The organism is Streptomyces sp. NPDC039465 (genome assembly GCF_055639315.1).
The window spans coordinates 87,442-105,500 of sequence record NZ_JBVKAP010000012.1; the positions used below are offsets into that span (position 1 = coordinate 87,442).

Here is an 18,059-nt window from a genome sequence, read left to right on the forward strand (position 1 = left end):
GGGAGGGTGTGGGGGATTCCACGACCGCTCCGAGCCGGCGGCGCAGCCCCCCGAGAGCTACGGCGCCGACGACCCGAACCGGCCCCGGCGATCAGCAAGCTAGCCCCTCGGCACGCCGAAATCCCCTGTTGGGGGCGGGTGAGGGCGATCCTTATGGTCGCTTTAAGGCGGACGTAAGCACGGGCTGAGAAACGGCCCCTCGCGGGGGTTTCGCGGGCGTGCGCCCCCCGTTACGCCCCCACGCCCCGGTACCGCCGCTCCGGCCGCCCCGTGCCGCCGTAGCGCAGGGTCACCTCCGCGCGGCCGGTCTCCGCGAAGTACTCCAGGTAGCGGCGGGCGCTGACCCGCGACAGCGAACCCGCCTCGGCGCACTCGCTCGCCGACAGGCCACCCGGATGCTCCCGCAGGATCCGCTCCACCAGCTCCGCCGTGTGCGCGGCCAGGCCCTTCGGCAGCTCTCGTGAGCCCGGCGGGCGCGTCCCGAAGATCTGGTCCACGTCCTCCTGGCGCGCCTCCTCCAGCGCCTCCAGGCGGGTCCGCAGCGCCGCCGCGTGCAGCAGCTGTTCGCGCAGCGCCGCCTGGCTGAACGGCTTGATCAGATAGTGCAGCGCGCCCGCGCGCAGCGCCGAGCGGACCGTGCCCGCGTCCCGAGCCGCCGTGATCACCAGCGCGTCCACCCCCAGGCCCGCCGCCCGCAGCTCCCGCAGCACACCGAGCCCGTCCATGTCCGGGAGGTAGATGTCCAGAAGGACCAGGTCGGGGCGCAGCCGCTCGGCGCCGCGCAGCGCCTCGGCGCCGCTGTGCGCGACCCCGACGACCGTGAATCCGTCCACCGCGGACACATAGCGGCTGTGCAGTTTCGCGACCATGAAGTCGTCGTCCACCACCAGCACCTTGGTCACGCCGACACGCTAGGTCGCGACCACAACGACCACAACGTCCGTTGATTGCGGAAGGGAGACAGCTTCTTAACGCGCAGGCAACATGTGGGCCACTTCACACACTCCTCCTGAGACTCCTGAGAGGCGGCACACGTGCGTCTACGCACCCCCCTCGCCCTGCTCGGGGCCGCGCTGCTGGTGCTGGTGGGGCCGCCGCTGCTCACTCCCGGCAGCGGCGCCGACACCGGCACCCAGATCCCCGGCCTGCGCCTGATGGTGCCCAACACCCCCGGCGGCGGCTACGACATCACCGCGCGCACCGCGGCCAAGAACGCCGAGGAAGCCGGGCTCACCGGCAACATCGAGGTGTTCAACCTGCCCGGCGCGGGCGGCACCGTCGGACTGACCCGGCTCGCCGGCGAACACGGCAACGGCAAGCTCGCCATGTCCATGGGCCTCGGCGTCGTCGGCGCCGTCCACACCAACAAGTCGCCCAGGACCCTCGCCGACACCACCCCGATCGCCCGCCTCACCGAAGAGCAGGACATCGTCGTCGTCGGCAAGGACTCCCCGTACCGGACCATCCAGGACCTGCTCACCGCCTGGAAGAAGAACCCCGGCAAACTGCCCGTCGGCGGCGGCTCCTCGCCCGGCGGACCCGACCACCTCGCCCCGATGCTGATGGCCCAGGCCGCCGGCATCGCCCCCCGGTCGGTCAACTACGTTCCCTTCGACGGCGGCGGCGAACTCCTCGCCTCCATCCTCGGCAACAAGGTCGCCTTCGGCGTCTCCGGCGTCGGCGAGTACCTCGACCAGATCAGGTCCGGTGAGCTTCGGCTCCTCGCCGTCACCGGCCCGAAGCGGGTCCCCGGCCTCGACGCCCCCACCCTCCGCGAGGCCGGCCTCGACACCGAGTTCACCAACTGGCGCGGCATCGTCGCCCCGCCCGGCCTGACCGACACCGAACGCGACAAGCTCGTCGGACTCGTCACCAAGCTCCACGACTCGCCCCAGTGGCGCGAGTCGATGAAGAAGAACGGCTGGAACGACGCCTTCCTGCCCGGCGAGGAGTTCGGCGCCTTCCTCGAGGAACAGAACACCCGCGTCGACGCGGTGCTGAAGGAGCTGGGACTGTGACCACACCCACCGCCCCCCGCAGGTCCTGGCTGCGCGACCACTCCGAACTCGGCGTCGGCGCCCTGCTGCTCGTCCTCGGCGTCCTCGTACTGACCGACGCGCTCACCATGGACGTGGCCATCGCCCAGCGCGGCCCGATCGGCCCCACCACCGTCCCCCTCGTCGTCGGCACCGGCCTGCTCGTCGTCGCCGTGCTCCTCGCCGTCGACGTCCTGCGCGGCGGCCGCGGCGAGGCCGAGGGCGGCGAGGACGTGGACCTCTCCGAGCCTGGCGACCGGCGTACGGTCCTGCTCCTCATCGGCGTCTTCCTCGGCTTCGCCGTCCTCGTCGGCCCGGTCGGCTTCCCTGTCTCCGGCGCCCTGCTCTTCTGGGGATCCGCCTACGCGCTCGGCAGCCGCCACCTCCACCGCGACCCGCTGATCGCGGCCGTCCTCTCCCTCATCACCTACGGCGTCTTCAACAACCTGCTCGGCGTCCCGCTGCCCGGCGGCCCGCTCATGGGAGTGATCTGATGGATTCCCTGAACTCCCTCCTCGACGGCTTCCAGACCGCCCTCACCCCGGCGCATCTGCTCTGGGCCGCGCTCGGCGTCCTGCTCGGCACCGCGATCGGGGTCCTGCCCGGCATCGGCCCCGCCATGGCGGTCGCCCTGCTGCTCCCCGTCACCTACGGGCTCGAACCCACCGGCGCCTTCATCATGTTCGCCGGGATCTACTACGGTGCCATGTTCGGCGGCTCCACCACCTCCATCCTGCTCAACACCCCCGGCGAGAGCGCCGCCGTCGTCGCCGCCCTGGAAGGCAACCCGATGGCGAAGGCGGGACGCGGCGCCCAGGCCCTCGCGGCCGCCGCCGTCGGCCACTTCGCCGGCGGCATGATCGGCACGATCCTGCTGGTGGTGCTCGCCCCGACGGTCGCCGCGCTCGCCGTCGACATCGGCGCCCCCGACTACTTCGCCCTCATGGTGCTCGCCTTCATCGCGGTGACCTCCGTGCTCGGCTCCTCCCGCATCCGCGGCCTGGCCTCCCTGCTCATCGGACTCACCCTCGGCCTGGTCGGCCTCGACCAGATGACCGGACAGCAGCGGCTCACCTTCGGATCCCTGCAACTCGCCGACGGTATCGACGTCGTCATCGTCGCGGTCGGTCTCTTCGCCATCGGCGAGGCGCTGTGGGTCGCCGCCCACCTGCGCCGGACCACCGGCGAGCCCATCCCCGTCGGCCGCCCCTGGCTCGGCCGCGACGACATCCGCCGGACCTGGAAGTCCTGGCTGCGCGGCCCGCTCATCGGCTTCCCGTTCGGCGCGATACCGGCCGGCGGCGCCGAGATCCCCACCTTCCTCTCGTACGTCACCGAGAAGCGGCTCTCCAAGCACCGGCACGAATTCGGGCGCGGCGCGATCGAAGGCGTCGCCGGACCGGAGTCGGCCGCGTCCGCCTCCGCCGCGGGCACCCTCGTCTCGATGCTCACCCTCGGCCTGCCGACCACCGCCGTCGCCGCCGTCATGCTCGCCGCCTTCCAGCAGTACGGCATCCAGCCCGGCCCGCTCCTGTTCGAACGCGAACCCGAGCTGGTCTGGGGCCTGATCGCCTCGCTCTTCGTCGGCATGGTGCTGCTGCTCGCCCTCAACCTGCCGCTCGCGCCCCTGTGGGCGAAGCTGCTGCGCATCCCCCGCCCGTATCTCTACGCCGGCATCCTCTTCTTCGCCGCCGTCGGCGCCTACGCGGTCGGCGGCGAGGCGCTCGACCTGGTCGTCCTGCTGGTCATCGGCGTGATCGGGTTCGGCATGCGGCGCTACGGACTGCCGGTGCTGCCCGCCGTCATCGGGGTCATCCTCGGCCCGGCCGCCGAACAGCAGCTGCGGCGCGCCCTGCAGATCAGCGACGGCAGCGTGACCGGCCTGGTCAACACCCCGTTCTCGGTGACCGTGTACGCCGTGATCGTGCTGCTGCTCGCCTGGCCCCTGGTGAAGAAGGTGATCACGCGCCGCCGTAATGTGACGGTATGACGGACGACGTGCCCCGCCTCGCGGTCCCCGCCGACGTGCCCGCCGTGAAGGCGGTGACCGACGCGGCCTTCCACCACTACATCGAACGGATCGGTCTCGTGCCGGCGCCGATGGAGAACGACCACGCGGCCGACGTGGCCGCGGGGCGGGTGTACGTCGCAGGCGACCCGGTGCGGGGCCTCGTGGTCGTCGTCCCCGCCGCCGACCACCTCTACCTCGACACGATCGCGGTCCACCCGGACGCCCAGGGCACGGGCCTCGGCCGCACTCTGCTGACATGGGTCGAAGCGCACGCCCGTGAGCTCGGCCTGCCCGAAGTGCGGCTGCTCACCAACGCGATGATGTGGGAGAACCAGAAGCTGTACGAGCGCTACGGCTACGAACTGGTCGAGCGGCGCGTGGACGGACCGTACGACCGTATGCACTACCGCAAGACGCTGTGAACCACCCGGGTACGACTCGCCGCCGTTCGGGCGAGGCGCGGACACCGGCGCGGCGCGATCGGGTATCCCTGGCGGGCGTCAATCACCCCCCGCCCCCGAAAGGGACACAGCCATGCGCCTCCGCCTCCCCCTCGGTGCCGCCGCGAGCACCCTCCTCGTGGCGGGCCTCGCGGCCGCCGCGCCCGCCCACGCGGGCCCGACCGACCGGGTGACCGTCCAGGGCACCGGAACGGTGACCGCCGACGGCACCGTCACCCTCCACGGCACCTACCAGTGCCTCGACGACGGCACCACCGGCCCGGTGCTGGTGGGCAGCACCCTCAAGCAGAAGTCCCTGTCCACCGGGATCGGCGGCACCCGCGCCGTCTGCGACGGGCAGGTCCGCGAGTGGAGCAACACCGCCGTCGTCACCACCCCCGGCCACTTCGAGCCAGGCCCCGCCCGCGTGGAGGCCACCTTGATGAAGCTGGACGCCAGCCGCGGCATCCCGCTGCCCAGCTTCCTCGCCCAGGAGAGCGCGGACGTCACACTGCACTGACCCGCCGCCTCACAGGCCGAGCATCGGCGCGAGCCCGTCCCGGGCGAGGAACTCCAGCTCGTCCAGGGCCTCACGGGCCCGCGCCGCCGCCTGAGGATCGGCCTCGGCCAGACCACTCGCCTCGAACTCGTCCTCGTCCAGCCGCAGGACCTGCGAACCGTCCGCCGACACCCACAGATCCAGATCCAGGTCCTCGACGACGACCTCGCCACCGGCGACGGCGGCCGGCCGGGTGATGTCGCAGTACCAGCCCTTGAGCGAACCGTCGGCGGCCCTGACCTCCTTCACCGCGTACCACCGGTCACGCCAGTAGTGCTCCAGGAAGACGTCACCCGGCTCGAACCGTACGAACCCGAAGTCACGCACCCCCTCGGCCGCCCAGGGAGCCCGGACCGTCAGCCGCGTACCGTCGTCGGCGACCAGCTCCGCCGGGTAACGGATCTTCGTACGGGCGCCCTTGACGAGCACCACCTCAACCGAGCGTGCGGACATGACGTACCTCCGAGGCGCAGACGCTGTACCCGAACCACCGGTTGATCGCGAGCATGGGCCCGTTGCCGGCGTCGTTGCTGGTGAACGCCTCGGTGTAGCCGGCCGCGCGGGCCCGGCGCAGCGAGTCGGTCTTGGCGATCTTGGCGAGACCTCGCCCGCGGTGCGCCCGCAGCGTGCCCGTCATCCCGGACATGTACCGGGTCAGACCGTCGGTCTGGGCGGCGGTGAACGCCGCGACCTTGCCGTCCACCACGATGACCGTGGTCAGCTCCTTGTCCAGGAGAGGGCTGTTCCAGGTGTGGTTCAGCCAGTCCTCGTAGTCGTCGAAGTCGATCGCGATGTCGCTCGGCTCGTCGGAGGTCGTCTCCGCGTCCGCCTCGAACAGCGGCCGGGGATCGGCGGCGAAGTCGGCGGCGGTCCGCAGCTCGACCCCGGCGGGCAGCGCGGACGGCTCCGGCAGCGTCCCGTCGGCCAGATCGAGCCGGAGGAAGTGGGCCGTGCGGCGGGGGGCGTAGCCGCGCCGGCGCGCGAACTCCAGCGAACCGGGCTCCTCCAGCGCCCACGCGTACACGGCGGTGGCGCCCTCGGCGGCCAGATGCTCCTCGGCGGTCCGCAGCAGCAGGCCGCCCGCGCCCTGGCCACGGTGGTCGGGGTGGACATGGGGCGTGACATACCCCTGGCCCGGCTCGCTGCTGTCGTACGCGATCCCGGCGTGCGCCGTCCCGATCACCTCCCCGTCCCGCTCGGCGACCAACAGCCGGTATTTCGCCGCCGGATGGGCGTTCTCCGCACCGAAGGCGAGGGCCTCGGGCGTGGTCACCAGGTAGGGCAGCGCGGCGCGCCGGACGCGGGTCACGGCGGCGGCGTCCGCCGCGTCCCCGGGGCGCAGATCACGGACGATCACAGTCATGGCCAGCACGCTACGCGCGGCGACGGCGGGGCCGCCTCTCCTTTTCCGGCGGCGTTCTACGGCGGTGCCTCGCGGGGTGGGGGACAATCGCCGCGTGACCCTGAAGATCGCCGTGGACACGGACTCCCCGACCGCCCCGTACGAGCAGCTGCGCGCCCAGATCTCGGAGCAGGCGAGAACGGGAGCGCTGCCGGTCGGCTACAAACTCCCCACGGTGAGAGGCCTCGCCGACGAACTGGGCCTCGCGCCGAACACCGTCGCCAAGGCCTACCGCGCCCTGGAGGGCGACGGAGTGATCGAGACCCGCGGCCGCCACGGCACGTTCGTCGCACCGGCCGGAGACGAGGCCCAGCGCCGGGCGGCGGCAGCCGCGGCGCTGTATGCGACGGAGGCGCGCCGCCTGGGCCTGACGAAGGTGGGCGCGCGGGCCGCGATCGAGGAGGCCCTGCGCGCGGCGTACGAGGACTGACCCCTGTCGCCTCGGACGTGTCAGAGGTAGAGGCCCGCGTCCGCGCCGTTGTGCTGGTCCGGGATGGCGGACGGCGCGTGGCCTCGGCGCAGCGCGTACAGCTCCGCCAGGGACGCGCCATCGCGGCCGACCCCGTCCTCCCGCCCGAGCCAGCCCACCGCCTCCTGACGGGTCAGCGGCCCCACTTCGATCCGGGCCAGACAGCGGCCGGGGCGGACCACCGCCGGGTGGAGGCGCTCCAGGTCTTCGTTGGTGGTGACTCCGACGAGGACGTTGCGGCCCTGGCCGAGCAGACCGTCGGTGAGGTTGAGGAGGCGTGACAGCGCCTGCCCCGCGGTGTGCTTGGCCTCGCCGCGGATCAGTTCGTCGCAGTCCTCGAGCAGCAGCAGCCGCCAGCGGCCCTTCGCCGTGCCCTCGTCCTCGCCGATCGCGATGTCCATCAGATAGCCGACGTCGTTGAAGAGCCGCTCCGGGTCCAGCACACAGTCCACCTGGCACCACTCTCGCCAGGACCGCGCCAGCGTGCGCAGCGCGGACGTCTTGCCGGTGCCCGGTGGGCCGTGCAGAAGCAGCAGCCGGCCGGCGATGTCGTCGGGGGTGACCTTCATCAGCCGGTCCATCGCCGTGGCGACGGGGGCGGTGTAGTTGGGCCGGATCTCGTCCCACGTCCCCGCCGCGATCTGCCGCGTCGTGCGGTGCGGTCCGCGCCGCGGCGACACGTACCAGAAGCCCATCGTCACGTTCTCGGGCTGCGGCTCCGGCTCGTCCTGCGCGCCGTCCGTCGCCTCCTTGAGCACCCGCTCGGCCAGCTCCTGGCTGACGGCGGTGACGGTGACGTCGGCGCCCCGGTTCCAGCGTGAGGCGAGGAGCGTCCAGCCCTCGCCCTCGGCGAGCAATGCGCTGCGGTCGTCGTCCTTCGCCGAGCGCAGCACGGCAGAGCCCGGCGGCAGCAGGGTGGCGCCGGGCTTGACGCGGTCGATGGAGGAGCTGTGCGAGTACGGCTGCTCGCCCGTCGCGAAACGGCCGAGGAACAGCGCGTCGACGACGTCGGCCGGTGAATCGCTGTCGTCGACATGGAGCCGGATCGGCAGGGCGTCGTGCGGGTTCGCGGACATGGCGCCCATGATCCGGCACACGACGCCCCGGCGCACGGTGTTTATGTACGTGTTCGAACCAGCGAGGCACCCGCCCGGCGGGCCCGCCGCACCAGCGCGTACCCCTTCGTCAGCACCCGGTCCCCGGCGAAGGCCCGGCCGATCCCGCGCCCCTCCGCCAGCCGCGCGAACTCCTCGATGCCGGTGGAGCGCCGCACGGTCACCCGCTCCAGGGCGTACGGCCCCTGGCGGCGGCGGGCGAGCGCGTTGCCGACCGCGAGCGCCTGGGCGAACCCGGCCGCGCGGACCGCCCGCCGCACCCGCCGGCTGGAGTAGCCGTACGGATAGGCGAAGGACACCGGGGCGCGGCTGGTCTCCCCCTCGATGATCTCCCGGCACCGCGCGCTCTCGAACGCGAGCCGTTCGTCGTCGAGTTGGTCCATCTGGGGATGGGTGTGGGTGTGTCCGCCGATCTCCGTGCCGGCGGCGGCCAGCTCGCGCACCTGGTCCCAGTCAAGCATGGTGTCCAGGGCGCCCCCTTCCTCGTACTTTCCCCGCAGCCACCCCGTCGAGACGAACAGGGTGGCGGCGAAGCCGTGTTCGGCGAGCACCGGCAGCGCGTACCGGTGCACTCCTTCGTAGCCGTCGTCGAAGGTGATCAGGACCGGGCGGCGCGGCAGCGGGCCGCCCGACCGCCAGGCGGCGGCCAGCTCGGCGGTGGTGAGCGGGGTGAAGCCCCGCTCACCGAGCACCTCCATCTGCCCGGCGAACGCCTCCGGCGAGACGGACAGTCCGTACGCCGCCTTCGCCGGGTGAGGGCCGACCGCGTGGTACATGAGGATCGGTACGGCTCCGGTCACCGCGGCCGCCCCTCGACGGCGCCGAGCGAGCTGACCGGGTCGACGGGGTCGGCCGGGACGCGCGCCTCGCCGCCGCCGTACGCCTCGACGGGGCCGTAGGAGAACCGCGGACCGCCCCCGCGCGCGTCGAGCGAGCCGCGCAGATAGCCGCCCGCCGCGACCGCCACGCCGGTGAGGATCGCACCGGCCCGCCCGGCGCCGCCCGGCCGCCCGAGCAGCGCGTCGTACAGCCCGCGGACCACCCCGGCGGGCAGCACCCGCGTGGTGTAGCGGCGCTCGGACTCCAGGCCCTTGCCCGCGCCGACACTGCGGGCCACCAGCGCCTTGGACAGGCCCTCGGCGTAGGCGCGGGTGCGGAAGTAGCCGAACCGCTCCCGCGCGGCGGGGACCTTGTGGTGGATGACGGCGCGGTCGTCGATCAAGAGGACCGCGTCGGGGAGGGCAGCGGTGAGCCGGATGCACAGCTCGGTCTCCTCGCAGCCGAGCGGGCGCCGGTCGCCGTCGCGGCCGATGCCGGTGGCGAAGCCGCCCGCCGCGTCGAAAGCGGCCCGCCGGAAGGAGGCGTTGCCGCCGAGGACGTTACGGACCCGGACCCGGCCGGGCGGCAGGCCCCGGTAGGTGCAGCCGACGATCCAGTCGAACTCCTCGGGGAACCACACCGGCCGGCGGCCGGACGCCCAGGCGGGCACGGTCCGCCCGCCGACGGCCATCACCCGCGGGTCGTCGTACCCCTCGTCGAAGTGGCGCAGCCAGTCACGCTCGGCCACGGCGTCGTCGTCGAGGAAGGCCACGATGTCGCCGCGGGCGGCGGCGATGCCGGTGTTACGGCCGGCGGAGAGGCCGCGGGGGCCCGCGTTGGCGAGCACCCGCACCTCCTCCCGGTCCGTCTCCCGCTCGTAGCGGCGGGTGAGCCGGTCCAGGAGCGCCGCGTTGTGGTCGACCACGAGCAGCGTCTCCAGGGCCGGCCGTGACTGGTGGCGTACCGAGTCGACCGCGGCGAGGATGTCCTCCCACCGCTCCTCGGTGTACACACAGATCACCACGGAGAACCGGCGCTCACCGGGGCCTGCGGGGGGCTGGGGCCTCAAGAGACCTCTCCCCGAGGGATGTTGGCGGAGAAGGCGGCGGGCCTGCGGCGCGCCGCGCGCCGGACGCCCTTCTCCTTGAGGATGACGCGCAGGACGCGCAGCCCGTCCCGTACGGCGTTGAGGTTGCTGACGCCGTGGATGCGCAGGTACTCGTGGCTCGGTACTTCCTGCACGCGCAGGCCGGCCTTGACGACCCGGATGTTGATGAGGGTCTCGATCTCGAAGCCGGTGCAGTCGAGGGTGATCTCGTCCAGGCACCGGCGCCAGAAGGCGTTGTAGCCGTAGCAGAGGTCGGTGTAGCGGGCGCCGAACTTGGCGTTGACGATCCCGCAGAGGATGCGGTTCCCGAGTCTGCGGACCGGCGTCATGTCGTCCGTACCGCCGCCGTTGGCAAAACGGGATCCCTTGGCGAAGTCGGCGCCGCCGACCAGGGCGGACACATAGGAGACGATCTCCTGCCCGTCCGCCGAGCCGTCCGCGTCGACCATGACGATGATGTCGCCGGTGCAGGCGGCGAAGCCGCTGATGAGCGCGTCTCCCTTGCCCTTGCCGACCTGCTTGACGACCTTGACGTCGGGCCGCAGTTCACGGGCCACACGGACGGTGTCGTCGGTGGAGTTGCCGTCGACCAGGACCACTTCGTGGATCCAGTCCGGCAGTGTCTTGAAGACGTACGGGAGATTTTCCGCTTCGTTCATCGCGGGGATGACCACGCTTACCGGCGGAGTGATGGCCAGATGCGAGGTGATGGCGCGGTACTGAGCCGCTATTCGCCGGTCGATCTGTGTGGCGGAATGAGTTTCGAGTGACGTTTCGAGCGACGTTTCGAGCGATGAGCTCATGGTTTGGGTATCCCTCTCGTCCGGTGGACCGCCCGCCCCCGGGCGGTCTCGTTGTCTGTCCGGTTCGAAAGGGGGGTTCTCATCCGCCCAGCACGAATTCGATCTCCGTGCGAAATGGATGAGCTGGCATGACTGGCCGCGTGACACGCGACTTGGCCCCCATGCGGCAACGCATGCGGTACAGGCCGCGGCACCCCCCTACACAGCGCTCCGCTCCGGATCCATCGCGACGCTAGAGCCCTCCCCTGAGCCGCTTTGCATGATGGACCGTTGCGGGTGAGATGTACGACGGTATTGATGAATGGGACTGTATGGCAAGACCCGGCCAGGGTCTCGCGATTTCCTTGTTTCGTCCTTCTCCGACTGCACAGACGCGAGGTCCGCTCGAATAGTTCCTACCGAACGGGTGTGGGAATAAGTGACGTGTGTGACGGGAGAGTTATGCAATTCCGGCGGACCGGGAACTCCGTTATTGCGCGGAACTCCTGCACGCGCGGCGCGTGAATGCATTCCGTATCGCCACGACCAGGAGCAGCAGGACCGAGACCCCCGCGACGGCCGCCACACCGCCCCGGATGGACCACAGATGAAACGTCAGCATCATCTGGGCCACGGTGAGATCGAGTGCGACCGCTCCCGCCGCCGAGAGCACGCAGCGCGTGAGTGTGGTGAACCGGCGCAGGACCGAGCCGATGGCGAGCGCCGGGGTCACCAGAAGCAGGAAGAGTGCGAAGGGGGCGCGCAGGGGTGAATCGAGGTCGGCGGCGGCGAGTGCGGCGCCGACGCCCGAGACGGCCGCGACGGCACCGGCGAGCAGGGCGAGCGCGTCCCGGGAGGCGGAACGCGCAAGGAAGGGCCGCCTACCGGCAGTTGGCTGGTTTCCGTTGGTCCGCATGGGTGAATTTGCCCCCAAGGTGCCGGATGTCGGAGTGCCATGCTCGGGCGGCGGTGATGCCTCGTCAAGAAGCCCTGAACTCCCTTGCCAAATCTTCTTGGCATGGACACTTCCAGTCAGCTATGCGCGCTGCTACCACAGTTGTGGCAGAGGTCCTGCTAAAGGGAGGTTCCATGAAACTGTCCCGAATCGCGGCATTCTCGTCCTCGCTTCTCCTCGGCGCCGTCCTCTCCCTCACGGGCTCGGGGGCGGCGCAGGCCGCGGAGACCGCCGCTCTCGACTACGTGGCGCTCGGCGACTCGTACTCCTCCGGTGTCGGCGCCGGGAGTTACGACAGCGCCAGCGGCTCCTGCAAGCGCTCCACGAAGGCCTACCCCCGGCTGTGGGCGGCGGCGAACTCACCCTCGTCGTTCGCGTTCACGGCGTGCTCCGGCGCTCGTACGGGTGATGTCACGGCGGGTCAGCTCGGCCCGCTCAGCGCCGCCACCGACCTCGTCTCGATCACCATCGGCGGCAACGACGCCGGTTTCGCCGACGTCATGACGACCTGTGTCCTCCAGTCCGAAGCCACCTGCATCAACCGAGTGAATCAAGCCAAGGCGTACGTCGACACCACCCTGCCCGGCCAGCTCGACTCGGTGTACTCGGCGATCAGATCCAAGGCGCCCGCGGCCAAGGTCGTCGTCATCGGCTACCCCCGCTTCTACAAACTGAGCGGCACCTGCACCACCGGACTCAGCGAGAACGAACGGCGCGCCATCAACGGCGGCGCCGACCACCTCAACACCGCCATCGCCAAGCGCGCGGCCGACCACGGCTACACCTTCGCCGACGTCGTCCCCGCCTTCACCGGACACGAGATCTGCTCCGGCGCGGCCTGGCTGCACAGCGTCAACTGGCTCAACATCGGGGATTCCTACCACCCCACCGCCTCCGGCCAGTCCGGCGGCTACCTGCCCACCTTCAGGAACGCGGTCTGACCGACCCCTCGGCCGACCGCTCGACCGACCCCTCGGCCGAAGCCTCGGCCGACCCCGTAGGGGTGGGGTAGGAGGCCCCGTCCGTCGGGGTCTCCCGCTCACAGCTCACCGAGAAGCCCACCCACTGCGACCGCGCCCCGACCGGCGTCCGGATCTCCACCCGGATCCGGTCGTGGCGCTCCGAGTCCGCCGCGAACGACGTCTCGGTGTGGTGGACCACCCGCTCCCGCGCGCCGCCCGCGCCGAACTCCACCGTCTTCCACTCCGCGCCCGAGCCGCCGCCGCTCTCGGTCACCCACCGGTAGGAGACGGACGCCGGCACCCGGCCGACCGCGATCCCGGCGGCGAACGACGGCGCCCGGTCCGCGGGCGGGGGACAGGCCCCGGTGTAGCTGTCGCGCACCGCCGTCACATGGACCCGTACGGTCTGCGCCGGCGGGGGAGTGGAGGACGCAGAACCGCTGCCGGTGCTCGCGCCCGGGCTCGCGCCGGTGGCCGGCGCCGAGGACGGGGGCGTGGGCGTCGGCGAAGGCCCCGGCTCATCCGTCGCCGGATCCGTACCGCCCTGGCTGGTGGTCGAGGCACCGGCCGGTGTGCCGCCCCGGCCGTGCTCCTGGACCAGCGCGTACGTCAGCGCGCCCACCGCGACCACCAGCACCGCGATCCCGGCGGTGAGCACCGCCACGGCCCGCCGCGGCCGCTCGGGCGCCGAGACCGTCGTGTCCGCGCCCGGCGTGGGAGCCGGGAAGGCCGGACGCTCCAGGGGAGGCGTGGGCGTCCCCGTCTCCCTCGGGGCGTACGGGACCGGAGGGACCGGTGTGCTCGCGTGCACGGTCGCCGTACGGGGCGTGCCGCCCGCGCCCACCACCCGCAGCAGCCGCTCCGCCTCGGCCGCCGACAGCCGCTCCGCCGGAACCTTCCGCAGCAGCCCCTCGATGACCGGGGTGAGCGCTCCCGCCCGACGCGGCGGCGGCAACTCCTCGTCCACCACCGCCCGCAGGGTGCTCAGCGGAGTGTCCTGGCGGAAGGGCGAGTTGCCCTCCACGCACGCGTACAGCAGCACGCCGAGCGACCACAGGTCCGACTCCGGACCCGGTGTGCGCCCCAACGCCCGCTCGGGAGCGAGGAATTCGGGCGAGCCGATCAACTCGCCGGTCATCGTCAGGTCACTCGCCCCGGACACCCGCGCGATCCCGAAGTCCGTCAGCACCACGCGGCCGTCGTTGGCGATCAGCACATTGCCCGGCTTCACGTCCCGGTGCAGCACCCCCGCCTCATGGGCCGCGCGGAGCGCCGCGAGCACTTCCCCGCCGATGTGCGCGGCCCGCTGGGGCGTCAGGGGCCCCTCGGCGTCGAGCGTCTCGGCGAGCGTCAGGCCCCGGATCAGCTCCATCGCGATCCAGGGCCGGCCGTCCTGGGACGCCACGTCGTAGACCGTGACCACATTGCGGTGCGAGATCCGCGCGGCGGCCCAGGCCTCGCGCTCCAGGCGCGCGTACAGCCTGCCGGTCTCCGCGTCGTCCAGGCCGGCCGGGGCGCGGACCTCCTTGACGGCGACCTCGCGGCCGAGCGCCTCGTCCCTGGCCCGCCACACCACGCCCATGCCGCCCTGCCCAAGGGGGCTCAGCAGGCGGTAACGCCCCGCGATCAGACGCTCGTCGCCCGGTACCTCGCTCACGCGAGCCCCTCTCCGCAGCAGGGTCGAACCCCTCCAAGCTAGCTCAACCGAGCCTTTTTGCCGCCCCCTTGGACCGGGTCTCTCCGCGCGCCCTTCTGTGATCTTGGTGGCGGAGATCACAGAGGGCCGCCGGAGGTGGCGGTACCGGACGGAAGGTGACGGATCGACGCCTGTCCAACTCGCCCTGGAATCACATGTATTCAGAGAGTGACCGTCAACCCCCGTACCGGCGTGGTGAATCCAGGGGACGGGATACACGGGTGTCACTGCGGAGCGATAGGGTTAATCTGCCCGGGCCGGGTGCCCTCGTACGGGTGGGGAGTGACATGGAACAGATAACGGTGCGCAGCAGGCCGCGTGTGCCTGCGATCACCTGCGGGAGCAGCGCGACAAGTTCGCGTCTCGACCGCCACCTTTCGGTGCTGGGCGGCCCTGCCGTGCCACAGCGCGAGGCGGCGGAAGCGACGCTGCTCATGCGGGAACTGACGACGCGCGATGTCGCGCACAGCCGTGGCAGCAAGAGCGCGCGAGTCTCGCTCTTCGCACCGCTGCGGCGCCTGCGGCGCTCGCTCTTCGGCAGTCACCGCTAGGGGTCTGCCCAGCACGGTCGGGTGGGGTCCGTGTGCCCCACCACGCGCACCCGCCCAGCTCGCGCCCCCACCCGACCGCACCGGCACACCCGCCGACACCACCGCACCATCGCAACGCATCACCGCACCACCGCAGCGCACCACCCACCGGTACGACGCCCCAGGCCCACGCCCGTTACGCCGCCCGTACGTCAGACGACGACGCCCGCGTCCCGCAGCGCCGCCACCTCCGCCGCCCCGAGACCCGCCTCCCGCAGGATCGCGTCCGTGTGGGCGCCCAGCGCCGGAACCGCCCCCATCACCGCCGACTCCGCCGCGTCCGGGAACGTCACCGGCGGCAGCATCGCCCTCAGCGGCCCCACCGGACTCGCCACCTCGCGCCAGCGCTCACGCGCCGCCAGCTGCGGATGGGCCGCCAGGTCCGTCAGTGTGTTCAGCCGGGCGCACGCGATTCCCGCCTCCTCAAGACGCGCCACCGCCTCGGCCGCCGTCAGCGCCGCCAGCGCCTCGCCCACCACCGCGTCCGTCTTCTCCCGGTGCTCCACCCGTGCCGTGTTCGTCGCGAACGACGGATCGTCCGCCAGCTCCGGCCGGCCGAGCACCTGCTGCGCGAGCCGCCGCCACTCCCGGTCGTTCTGCACCGACAGCAGCACCTGACCGCCGTCCGCCGTGGCGTACGCGTCGTACGGCGCGATGACGGCGTGCGCGACCCCCGTGCGCGCCGGGCTCTCGCCCCCGTGCATCGCATGGTGCAGCGGGTGCCCCATCCACTCCGCGAGCGACTCCAGCATGGAAATCTCCACCGGCCCGCCCCGCCCGGTCGTCCCGCGCCGCACGAGCGCGGCGAGGACCCCCGCGTACGCGTACATCGCCGCCGCGATGTCCGCCGCCGGGATCCCCGCCTTCACCGGCCGCTCCGGTGTCCCCGTCACCGACACCAGCCCGGACTCGCACTGCACGAGCATGTCGTAGGCCCGCTTGTGGGCATACGGGCCGCCCGCTCCGTACCCCGAGATGTCCACCGCCACCAGCCGCGGATGCGCCGCGCACAGGGTCGCCGCGTCCAGCCCGAGCCGGGCCGCGGCGCCCTGCGCCAGGTTCTGCACGAACACGTCCGCGTCGGCGACGAGCCGGCGGACGATCCCGATCCCCCGCGGGTCCTTCAGGTCGACGGCCAGCGACTCCTTGCCGCGGTTGCACCAGACGAAGTGCGAGGCGAGGCCGCCGGCGGCCGTGTCGTACCCGCGCGCGAAGTCCCCGCCGTCCGGGCGCTCGACCTTGATGACCCGGGCGCCCAGATCGGCGAGCTGGCGGGTGGCGAACGGCGCCGAGACGGCCTGTTCGACGGCGACGACGGTGATCCCGTCCAGCGGGAGCGGCTGAGTACTCATGGCAGGCGTACCTACCGTGTACGCACCACCTTTGTCACCCCCGCGCGTACCGTCGGACCGCGAGCGGCGCGCAGAGCGCGATCAGGGCGAGGGACCACAGCAGCGCCCCGGCGACCGGATGCGTCACCGGCCAGGCGGCGTCCGCCGGGACCGCGGCGTTGCCGAACAGCTCCCGCACGGCCGTGGTCACCGCCGAGATCGGGTTCCACTCGGCGACCGTACGCAGCCAGCCGGGCATGCCCTCCACCGGGATGTAGGCGTTGGACAGCAGCGGCAGCATGAAGGTGGCGCTGCCCAGCTGGCCGGCCGCCTCCTCGCTCTTCGAGGCGAGGCCCAGCAGGATCCCCACCCAGGTGGTGGCGAAGCGGAAGAGCAGCAGCAGTCCGAAGGCGCCCACGGCTTCGAGCGCCGTGCCCTCGATCCGCCAGCCCATGGCCAGGCCCACCAGCATCAGCGGGACCAGGCCGGCCGCGCTGGTGAGCAGATCGGCCAGCGCCTGGCCGAGCGGGACGGCGGCCCGGCTCATCGGCAGGGTCCGGAAGCGGTCCATCACGCCCCGGTGGGAGTCCTGGGCGGCCTGGAACATGCCGGTCATGATGCCGTTCGCGGCGGTCGCCACGAGCATGCCCGGCACCAGGAACGACCGGTAGTCGGCGCCCGGCATGGCGAGCGCGCTGCCGAAGACGTAGCCGAAGAAGAGCAGGAAGACGATCGGCATCGTCTGGGTCATCACCAGGATCGCGGGGGCGCGCCGGATCCGCTGGAGATGGCGGCCGAGCACGGCGGCCCCGTCGTGTGCGAGCGCGCTCATACGGCAAGCTCCTTACGGTCGGTACGGTCGGTGAGGCGCAGGAACACCTCGTCGAGGGTGGGCGGACGCAGGCTCGCGTCGACGACGGGGACCCCGGCCGCGTCGATCTCGCGGACGACCCGGGGGAGGGTCAGCGTCGGGTCGGTGGTGACCGCGCCGACCGTGCACCGCTCCACGTCCAGGGCCGGTGCGGAGCCGGTGAGCTGGTCCAGGACGGCCGCGGCGGCGTCGAGATGGGCGGGGTCGGCGACGACCACCTGCGCGTAACTGCCGATCATCGCCTTGAGCTCGGCGGGTGAACCGCGGTGGGCGGCCCGGCCCTCGTCGATCAGCACGATGTCGTCGGCGAGCTGGTCGGCCTCCTCCAGATACTGCGTGGTGAGCAGCACGGTCGTGCCCTGGGACGCCAACCCCCGTACGGCGTCCCAGATGCCGTTGCGGCTGTGCGGGTCGAGGCCCGTCGTGGGCTCGTCCAGGAAGAGCACCTTCGGCGGGACCAGCAGGCTCGCGGCGAGGTCGAGACGGCGCCGCATCCCGCCGGAGTAGGTCCGGGCCGGGCGGTCTGCCGCCTCCGTCAGGCCGAACTGCTCCAGCAGCTCACCGGCGCGCGCCCGGGGCGCCCGCAGCAGCTTCGCGAACAGCCGTAGGTTCTCGGCGCCGCTGAGCTCCCCGTCGACCGATGCGTACTGCCCGGTCACGGCAATGCGCCGGCGTACCCCTGCCGGGTCGCGCACCACGTCGCACCCGGCGACCCGGGCGCTGCCGGAATCGGGGGTGGTGAGCGTGGTCAGCACCCGTACGGCCGTGGTCTTGCCCGCGCCGTTGGGGCCGAGGACGCCGCAGACCGTGCCCTCGGGAACGGCCAGATCGAGGCCGCGCAGCGCGTACACCTCGCCGTATCGCTTCTGCAGGCCCTCACTAAGTACAGCGTACGTAGTTGTCATGAGGCGGA

The 18,059-nt window shown here is 72.2% G+C and carries 20 protein-coding genes; 8 read left to right on the top strand and 12 right to left on the bottom strand.

The window, feature by feature from the left end; all coding sequences use genetic code 11:
• Positions 1-230: 230 nt before the first annotated feature.
• On the bottom strand, positions 231-902 hold the full coding sequence (locus ACZ7LT_RS30465; RefSeq protein ID WP_471239336.1) for a response regulator: 672 nt from the start codon (positions 900-902) through the stop codon (positions 231-233).
• Positions 903-1,034: 132 nt separating this feature from the next.
• Here ACZ7LT_RS30465 and ACZ7LT_RS30470 point away from each other — a divergent pair, with 132 nt between their 5' ends.
• The 5 genes from ACZ7LT_RS30470 (at position 1,035) to ACZ7LT_RS30490 (ending at position 5,007) form a co-directional block, all read left to right on the top strand.
• Positions 1,035-2,018 carry a Bug family tripartite tricarboxylate transporter substrate binding protein gene (locus ACZ7LT_RS30470; RefSeq protein ID WP_471239337.1) on the top strand — a complete coding sequence of 328 codons (984 nt, stop codon included), beginning with the start codon at positions 1,035-1,037 and terminating at the stop codon, positions 2,016-2,018.
• Positions 2,015-2,530, top strand: coding sequence for a tripartite tricarboxylate transporter TctB family protein (locus ACZ7LT_RS30475; RefSeq protein WP_471239338.1), 516 nt, complete (start codon positions 2,015-2,017; stop codon positions 2,528-2,530). The genes ACZ7LT_RS30470 and ACZ7LT_RS30475 overlap by 4 nt, the downstream gene beginning before the upstream one ends.
• A complete protein-coding gene (locus tag ACZ7LT_RS30480; protein ID WP_471239339.1) occupies positions 2,530-4,026 on the top strand; it encodes a tripartite tricarboxylate transporter permease in 1,497 nt (498 codons plus the stop codon). Before ACZ7LT_RS30475 ends, ACZ7LT_RS30480 begins: the two co-directional genes overlap by 1 nt.
• Entirely contained in the window at positions 4,023-4,469 is a 447-nt protein-coding gene (locus tag ACZ7LT_RS30485) for a GNAT family N-acetyltransferase (RefSeq protein ID WP_471239340.1), read from the top strand. The genes ACZ7LT_RS30480 and ACZ7LT_RS30485 overlap by 4 nt, the downstream gene beginning before the upstream one ends.
• 112 nt (positions 4,470-4,581) lie before the next feature.
• On the top strand, positions 4,582-5,007 hold the full coding sequence (locus tag ACZ7LT_RS30490; protein ID WP_471239341.1) for a DUF6299 family protein: 426 nt from the start codon (positions 4,582-4,584) through the stop codon (positions 5,005-5,007).
• Positions 5,008-5,016: 9 nt separating this feature from the next.
• On the opposite strand, the gene ACZ7LT_RS30495 is transcribed toward ACZ7LT_RS30490, so the two are convergent.
• Positions 5,017-5,499, bottom strand: coding sequence for a ribonuclease FAU-1 family protein (locus ACZ7LT_RS30495; RefSeq protein WP_471239342.1), 483 nt, complete (start codon positions 5,497-5,499; stop codon positions 5,017-5,019).
• Positions 5,480-6,409, bottom strand: coding sequence for a GNAT family N-acetyltransferase (locus tag ACZ7LT_RS30500; RefSeq protein WP_471239343.1), 930 nt, complete (start codon positions 6,407-6,409; stop codon positions 5,480-5,482). The genes ACZ7LT_RS30495 and ACZ7LT_RS30500 overlap by 20 nt, the downstream gene beginning before the upstream one ends.
• A gap of 94 nt (positions 6,410-6,503) precedes the next feature.
• On the opposite strand from ACZ7LT_RS30500, the gene ACZ7LT_RS30505 reads away from it, so the two are divergent.
• The gene (locus ACZ7LT_RS30505) at positions 6,504-6,878 is read left to right on the top strand and encodes a GntR family transcriptional regulator (protein WP_019885109.1); all 375 of its coding nucleotides are present in this window, start codon (positions 6,504-6,506) and stop codon (positions 6,876-6,878) included.
• A gap of 20 nt (positions 6,879-6,898) precedes the next feature.
• On the opposite strand, the gene ACZ7LT_RS30510 is transcribed toward ACZ7LT_RS30505, so the two are convergent.
• The 5 genes from ACZ7LT_RS30510 to ACZ7LT_RS30530 all read right to left on the bottom strand — a co-directional run bounded on the left by ACZ7LT_RS30510 (position 6,899) and on the right by ACZ7LT_RS30530 (position 11,657).
• Positions 6,899-7,993, bottom strand: coding sequence for a DUF5925 domain-containing protein (locus ACZ7LT_RS30510; protein WP_471239344.1), 1,095 nt, complete (start codon positions 7,991-7,993; stop codon positions 6,899-6,901).
• Between the two features lie 41 nt (positions 7,994-8,034).
• Positions 8,035-8,808 (bottom strand): polysaccharide deacetylase family protein, encoded by a 774-nt coding sequence (locus tag ACZ7LT_RS30515; RefSeq protein WP_471239441.1) that lies wholly within the window; start codon positions 8,806-8,808, stop codon positions 8,035-8,037.
• Positions 8,809-8,828: 20 nt separating this feature from the next.
• Positions 8,829-9,920, bottom strand: coding sequence for a glycosyltransferase family 2 protein (locus ACZ7LT_RS30520; protein WP_471239345.1), 1,092 nt, complete (start codon positions 9,918-9,920; stop codon positions 8,829-8,831).
• On the bottom strand, positions 9,917-10,762 hold the full coding sequence (locus ACZ7LT_RS30525) for a glycosyltransferase family 2 protein (protein ID WP_471239346.1): 846 nt from the start codon (positions 10,760-10,762) through the stop codon (positions 9,917-9,919). Before ACZ7LT_RS30525 ends, ACZ7LT_RS30520 begins: the two co-directional genes overlap by 4 nt.
• A gap of 469 nt (positions 10,763-11,231) precedes the next feature.
• On the bottom strand, positions 11,232-11,657 hold the full coding sequence (locus ACZ7LT_RS30530; RefSeq protein ID WP_471239347.1) for a hypothetical protein: 426 nt from the start codon (positions 11,655-11,657) through the stop codon (positions 11,232-11,234).
• A gap of 173 nt (positions 11,658-11,830) precedes the next feature.
• On the opposite strand from ACZ7LT_RS30530, the gene ACZ7LT_RS30535 reads away from it, so the two are divergent.
• Positions 11,831-12,637, top strand: a complete 807-nt coding sequence (locus tag ACZ7LT_RS30535) for an SGNH/GDSL hydrolase family protein (protein ID WP_471239348.1) — start codon at positions 11,831-11,833, stop codon at positions 12,635-12,637.
• Here the strand turns inward: ACZ7LT_RS30535 and ACZ7LT_RS30540 are convergent.
• Positions 12,621-14,315 carry a serine/threonine-protein kinase gene (locus ACZ7LT_RS30540; protein ID WP_471239349.1) on the bottom strand — a complete coding sequence of 565 codons (1,695 nt, stop codon included), beginning with the start codon at positions 14,313-14,315 and terminating at the stop codon, positions 12,621-12,623. The genes ACZ7LT_RS30535 and ACZ7LT_RS30540 overlap by 17 nt on opposite strands.
• A gap of 326 nt (positions 14,316-14,641) precedes the next feature.
• Here ACZ7LT_RS30540 and ACZ7LT_RS30545 point away from each other — a divergent pair, with 326 nt between their 5' ends.
• Positions 14,642-14,905: a hypothetical protein gene (locus ACZ7LT_RS30545; protein ID WP_471239350.1), complete on the top strand. Its 264-nt coding sequence runs from the start codon at positions 14,642-14,644 to the stop codon at positions 14,903-14,905.
• Positions 14,906-15,096: 191 nt separating this feature from the next.
• On the opposite strand, the gene ACZ7LT_RS30550 is transcribed toward ACZ7LT_RS30545, so the two are convergent.
• The 3 genes from ACZ7LT_RS30550 to ACZ7LT_RS30560 are packed head-to-tail and all read right to left on the bottom strand — an operon-like array spanning position 15,097 to position 18,051.
• Positions 15,097-16,296 carry a CaiB/BaiF CoA transferase family protein gene (locus tag ACZ7LT_RS30550; RefSeq protein ID WP_471239351.1) on the bottom strand — a complete coding sequence of 400 codons (1,200 nt, stop codon included), beginning with the start codon at positions 16,294-16,296 and terminating at the stop codon, positions 15,097-15,099.
• Positions 16,297-16,330: 34 nt separating this feature from the next.
• Positions 16,331-17,107, bottom strand: coding sequence for an ABC transporter permease (locus ACZ7LT_RS30555; RefSeq protein ID WP_471239352.1), 777 nt, complete (start codon positions 17,105-17,107; stop codon positions 16,331-16,333).
• A complete protein-coding gene (locus ACZ7LT_RS30560; protein ID WP_471239353.1) occupies positions 17,104-18,051 on the bottom strand; it encodes an ATP-binding cassette domain-containing protein in 948 nt (315 codons plus the stop codon). The genes ACZ7LT_RS30555 and ACZ7LT_RS30560 overlap by 4 nt, the downstream gene beginning before the upstream one ends.
• Positions 18,052-18,059 lie beyond the last annotated feature (8 nt).

Bases quoted from the DNA above. Each gene is read 5' to 3' on its own strand.
- ACZ7LT_RS30535 (WP_471239348.1), top strand. From the start codon at position 11,831: ATGAAACTGTCCCGAATCGCGGCATTCTCGTCCTCGCTTCTCCTCGGC.
- ACZ7LT_RS30530 (WP_471239347.1), bottom strand. From the start codon at position 11,657: ATGCGGACCAACGGAAACCAGCCAACTGCCGGTAGGCGGCCCTTCCTT.
- ACZ7LT_RS30525 (WP_471239346.1), bottom strand. From the start codon at position 10,762: ATGAGCTCATCGCTCGAAACGTCGCTCGAAACGTCACTCGAAACTCAT.
- ACZ7LT_RS30555 (WP_471239352.1), bottom strand. From the start codon at position 17,107: ATGAGCGCGCTCGCACACGACGGGGCCGCCGTGCTCGGCCGCCATCTC.
- ACZ7LT_RS30510 (WP_471239344.1), bottom strand. From the start codon at position 7,993: ATGTCCGCGAACCCGCACGACGCCCTGCCGATCCGGCTCCATGTCGAC.
- ACZ7LT_RS30500 (WP_471239343.1), bottom strand. From the start codon at position 6,409: ATGACTGTGATCGTCCGTGATCTGCGCCCCGGGGACGCGGCGGACGCC.
- ACZ7LT_RS30550 (WP_471239351.1), bottom strand. From the start codon at position 16,296: ATGAGTACTCAGCCGCTCCCGCTGGACGGGATCACCGTCGTCGCCGTC.
- ACZ7LT_RS30495 (WP_471239342.1), bottom strand. From the start codon at position 5,499: ATGTCCGCACGCTCGGTTGAGGTGGTGCTCGTCAAGGGCGCCCGTACG.
- ACZ7LT_RS30485 (WP_471239340.1), top strand. From the start codon at position 4,023: ATGACGGACGACGTGCCCCGCCTCGCGGTCCCCGCCGACGTGCCCGCC.
- ACZ7LT_RS30515 (WP_471239441.1), bottom strand. From the start codon at position 8,808: ATGTACCACGCGGTCGGCCCTCACCCGGCGAAGGCGGCGTACGGACTG.
- ACZ7LT_RS30545 (WP_471239350.1), top strand. From the start codon at position 14,642: ATGGAACAGATAACGGTGCGCAGCAGGCCGCGTGTGCCTGCGATCACC.
- ACZ7LT_RS30480 (WP_471239339.1), top strand. From the start codon at position 2,530: ATGGATTCCCTGAACTCCCTCCTCGACGGCTTCCAGACCGCCCTCACC.
- ACZ7LT_RS30490 (WP_471239341.1), top strand. From the start codon at position 4,582: ATGCGCCTCCGCCTCCCCCTCGGTGCCGCCGCGAGCACCCTCCTCGTG.
- ACZ7LT_RS30560 (WP_471239353.1), bottom strand. From the start codon at position 18,051: ATGACAACTACGTACGCTGTACTTAGTGAGGGCCTGCAGAAGCGATAC.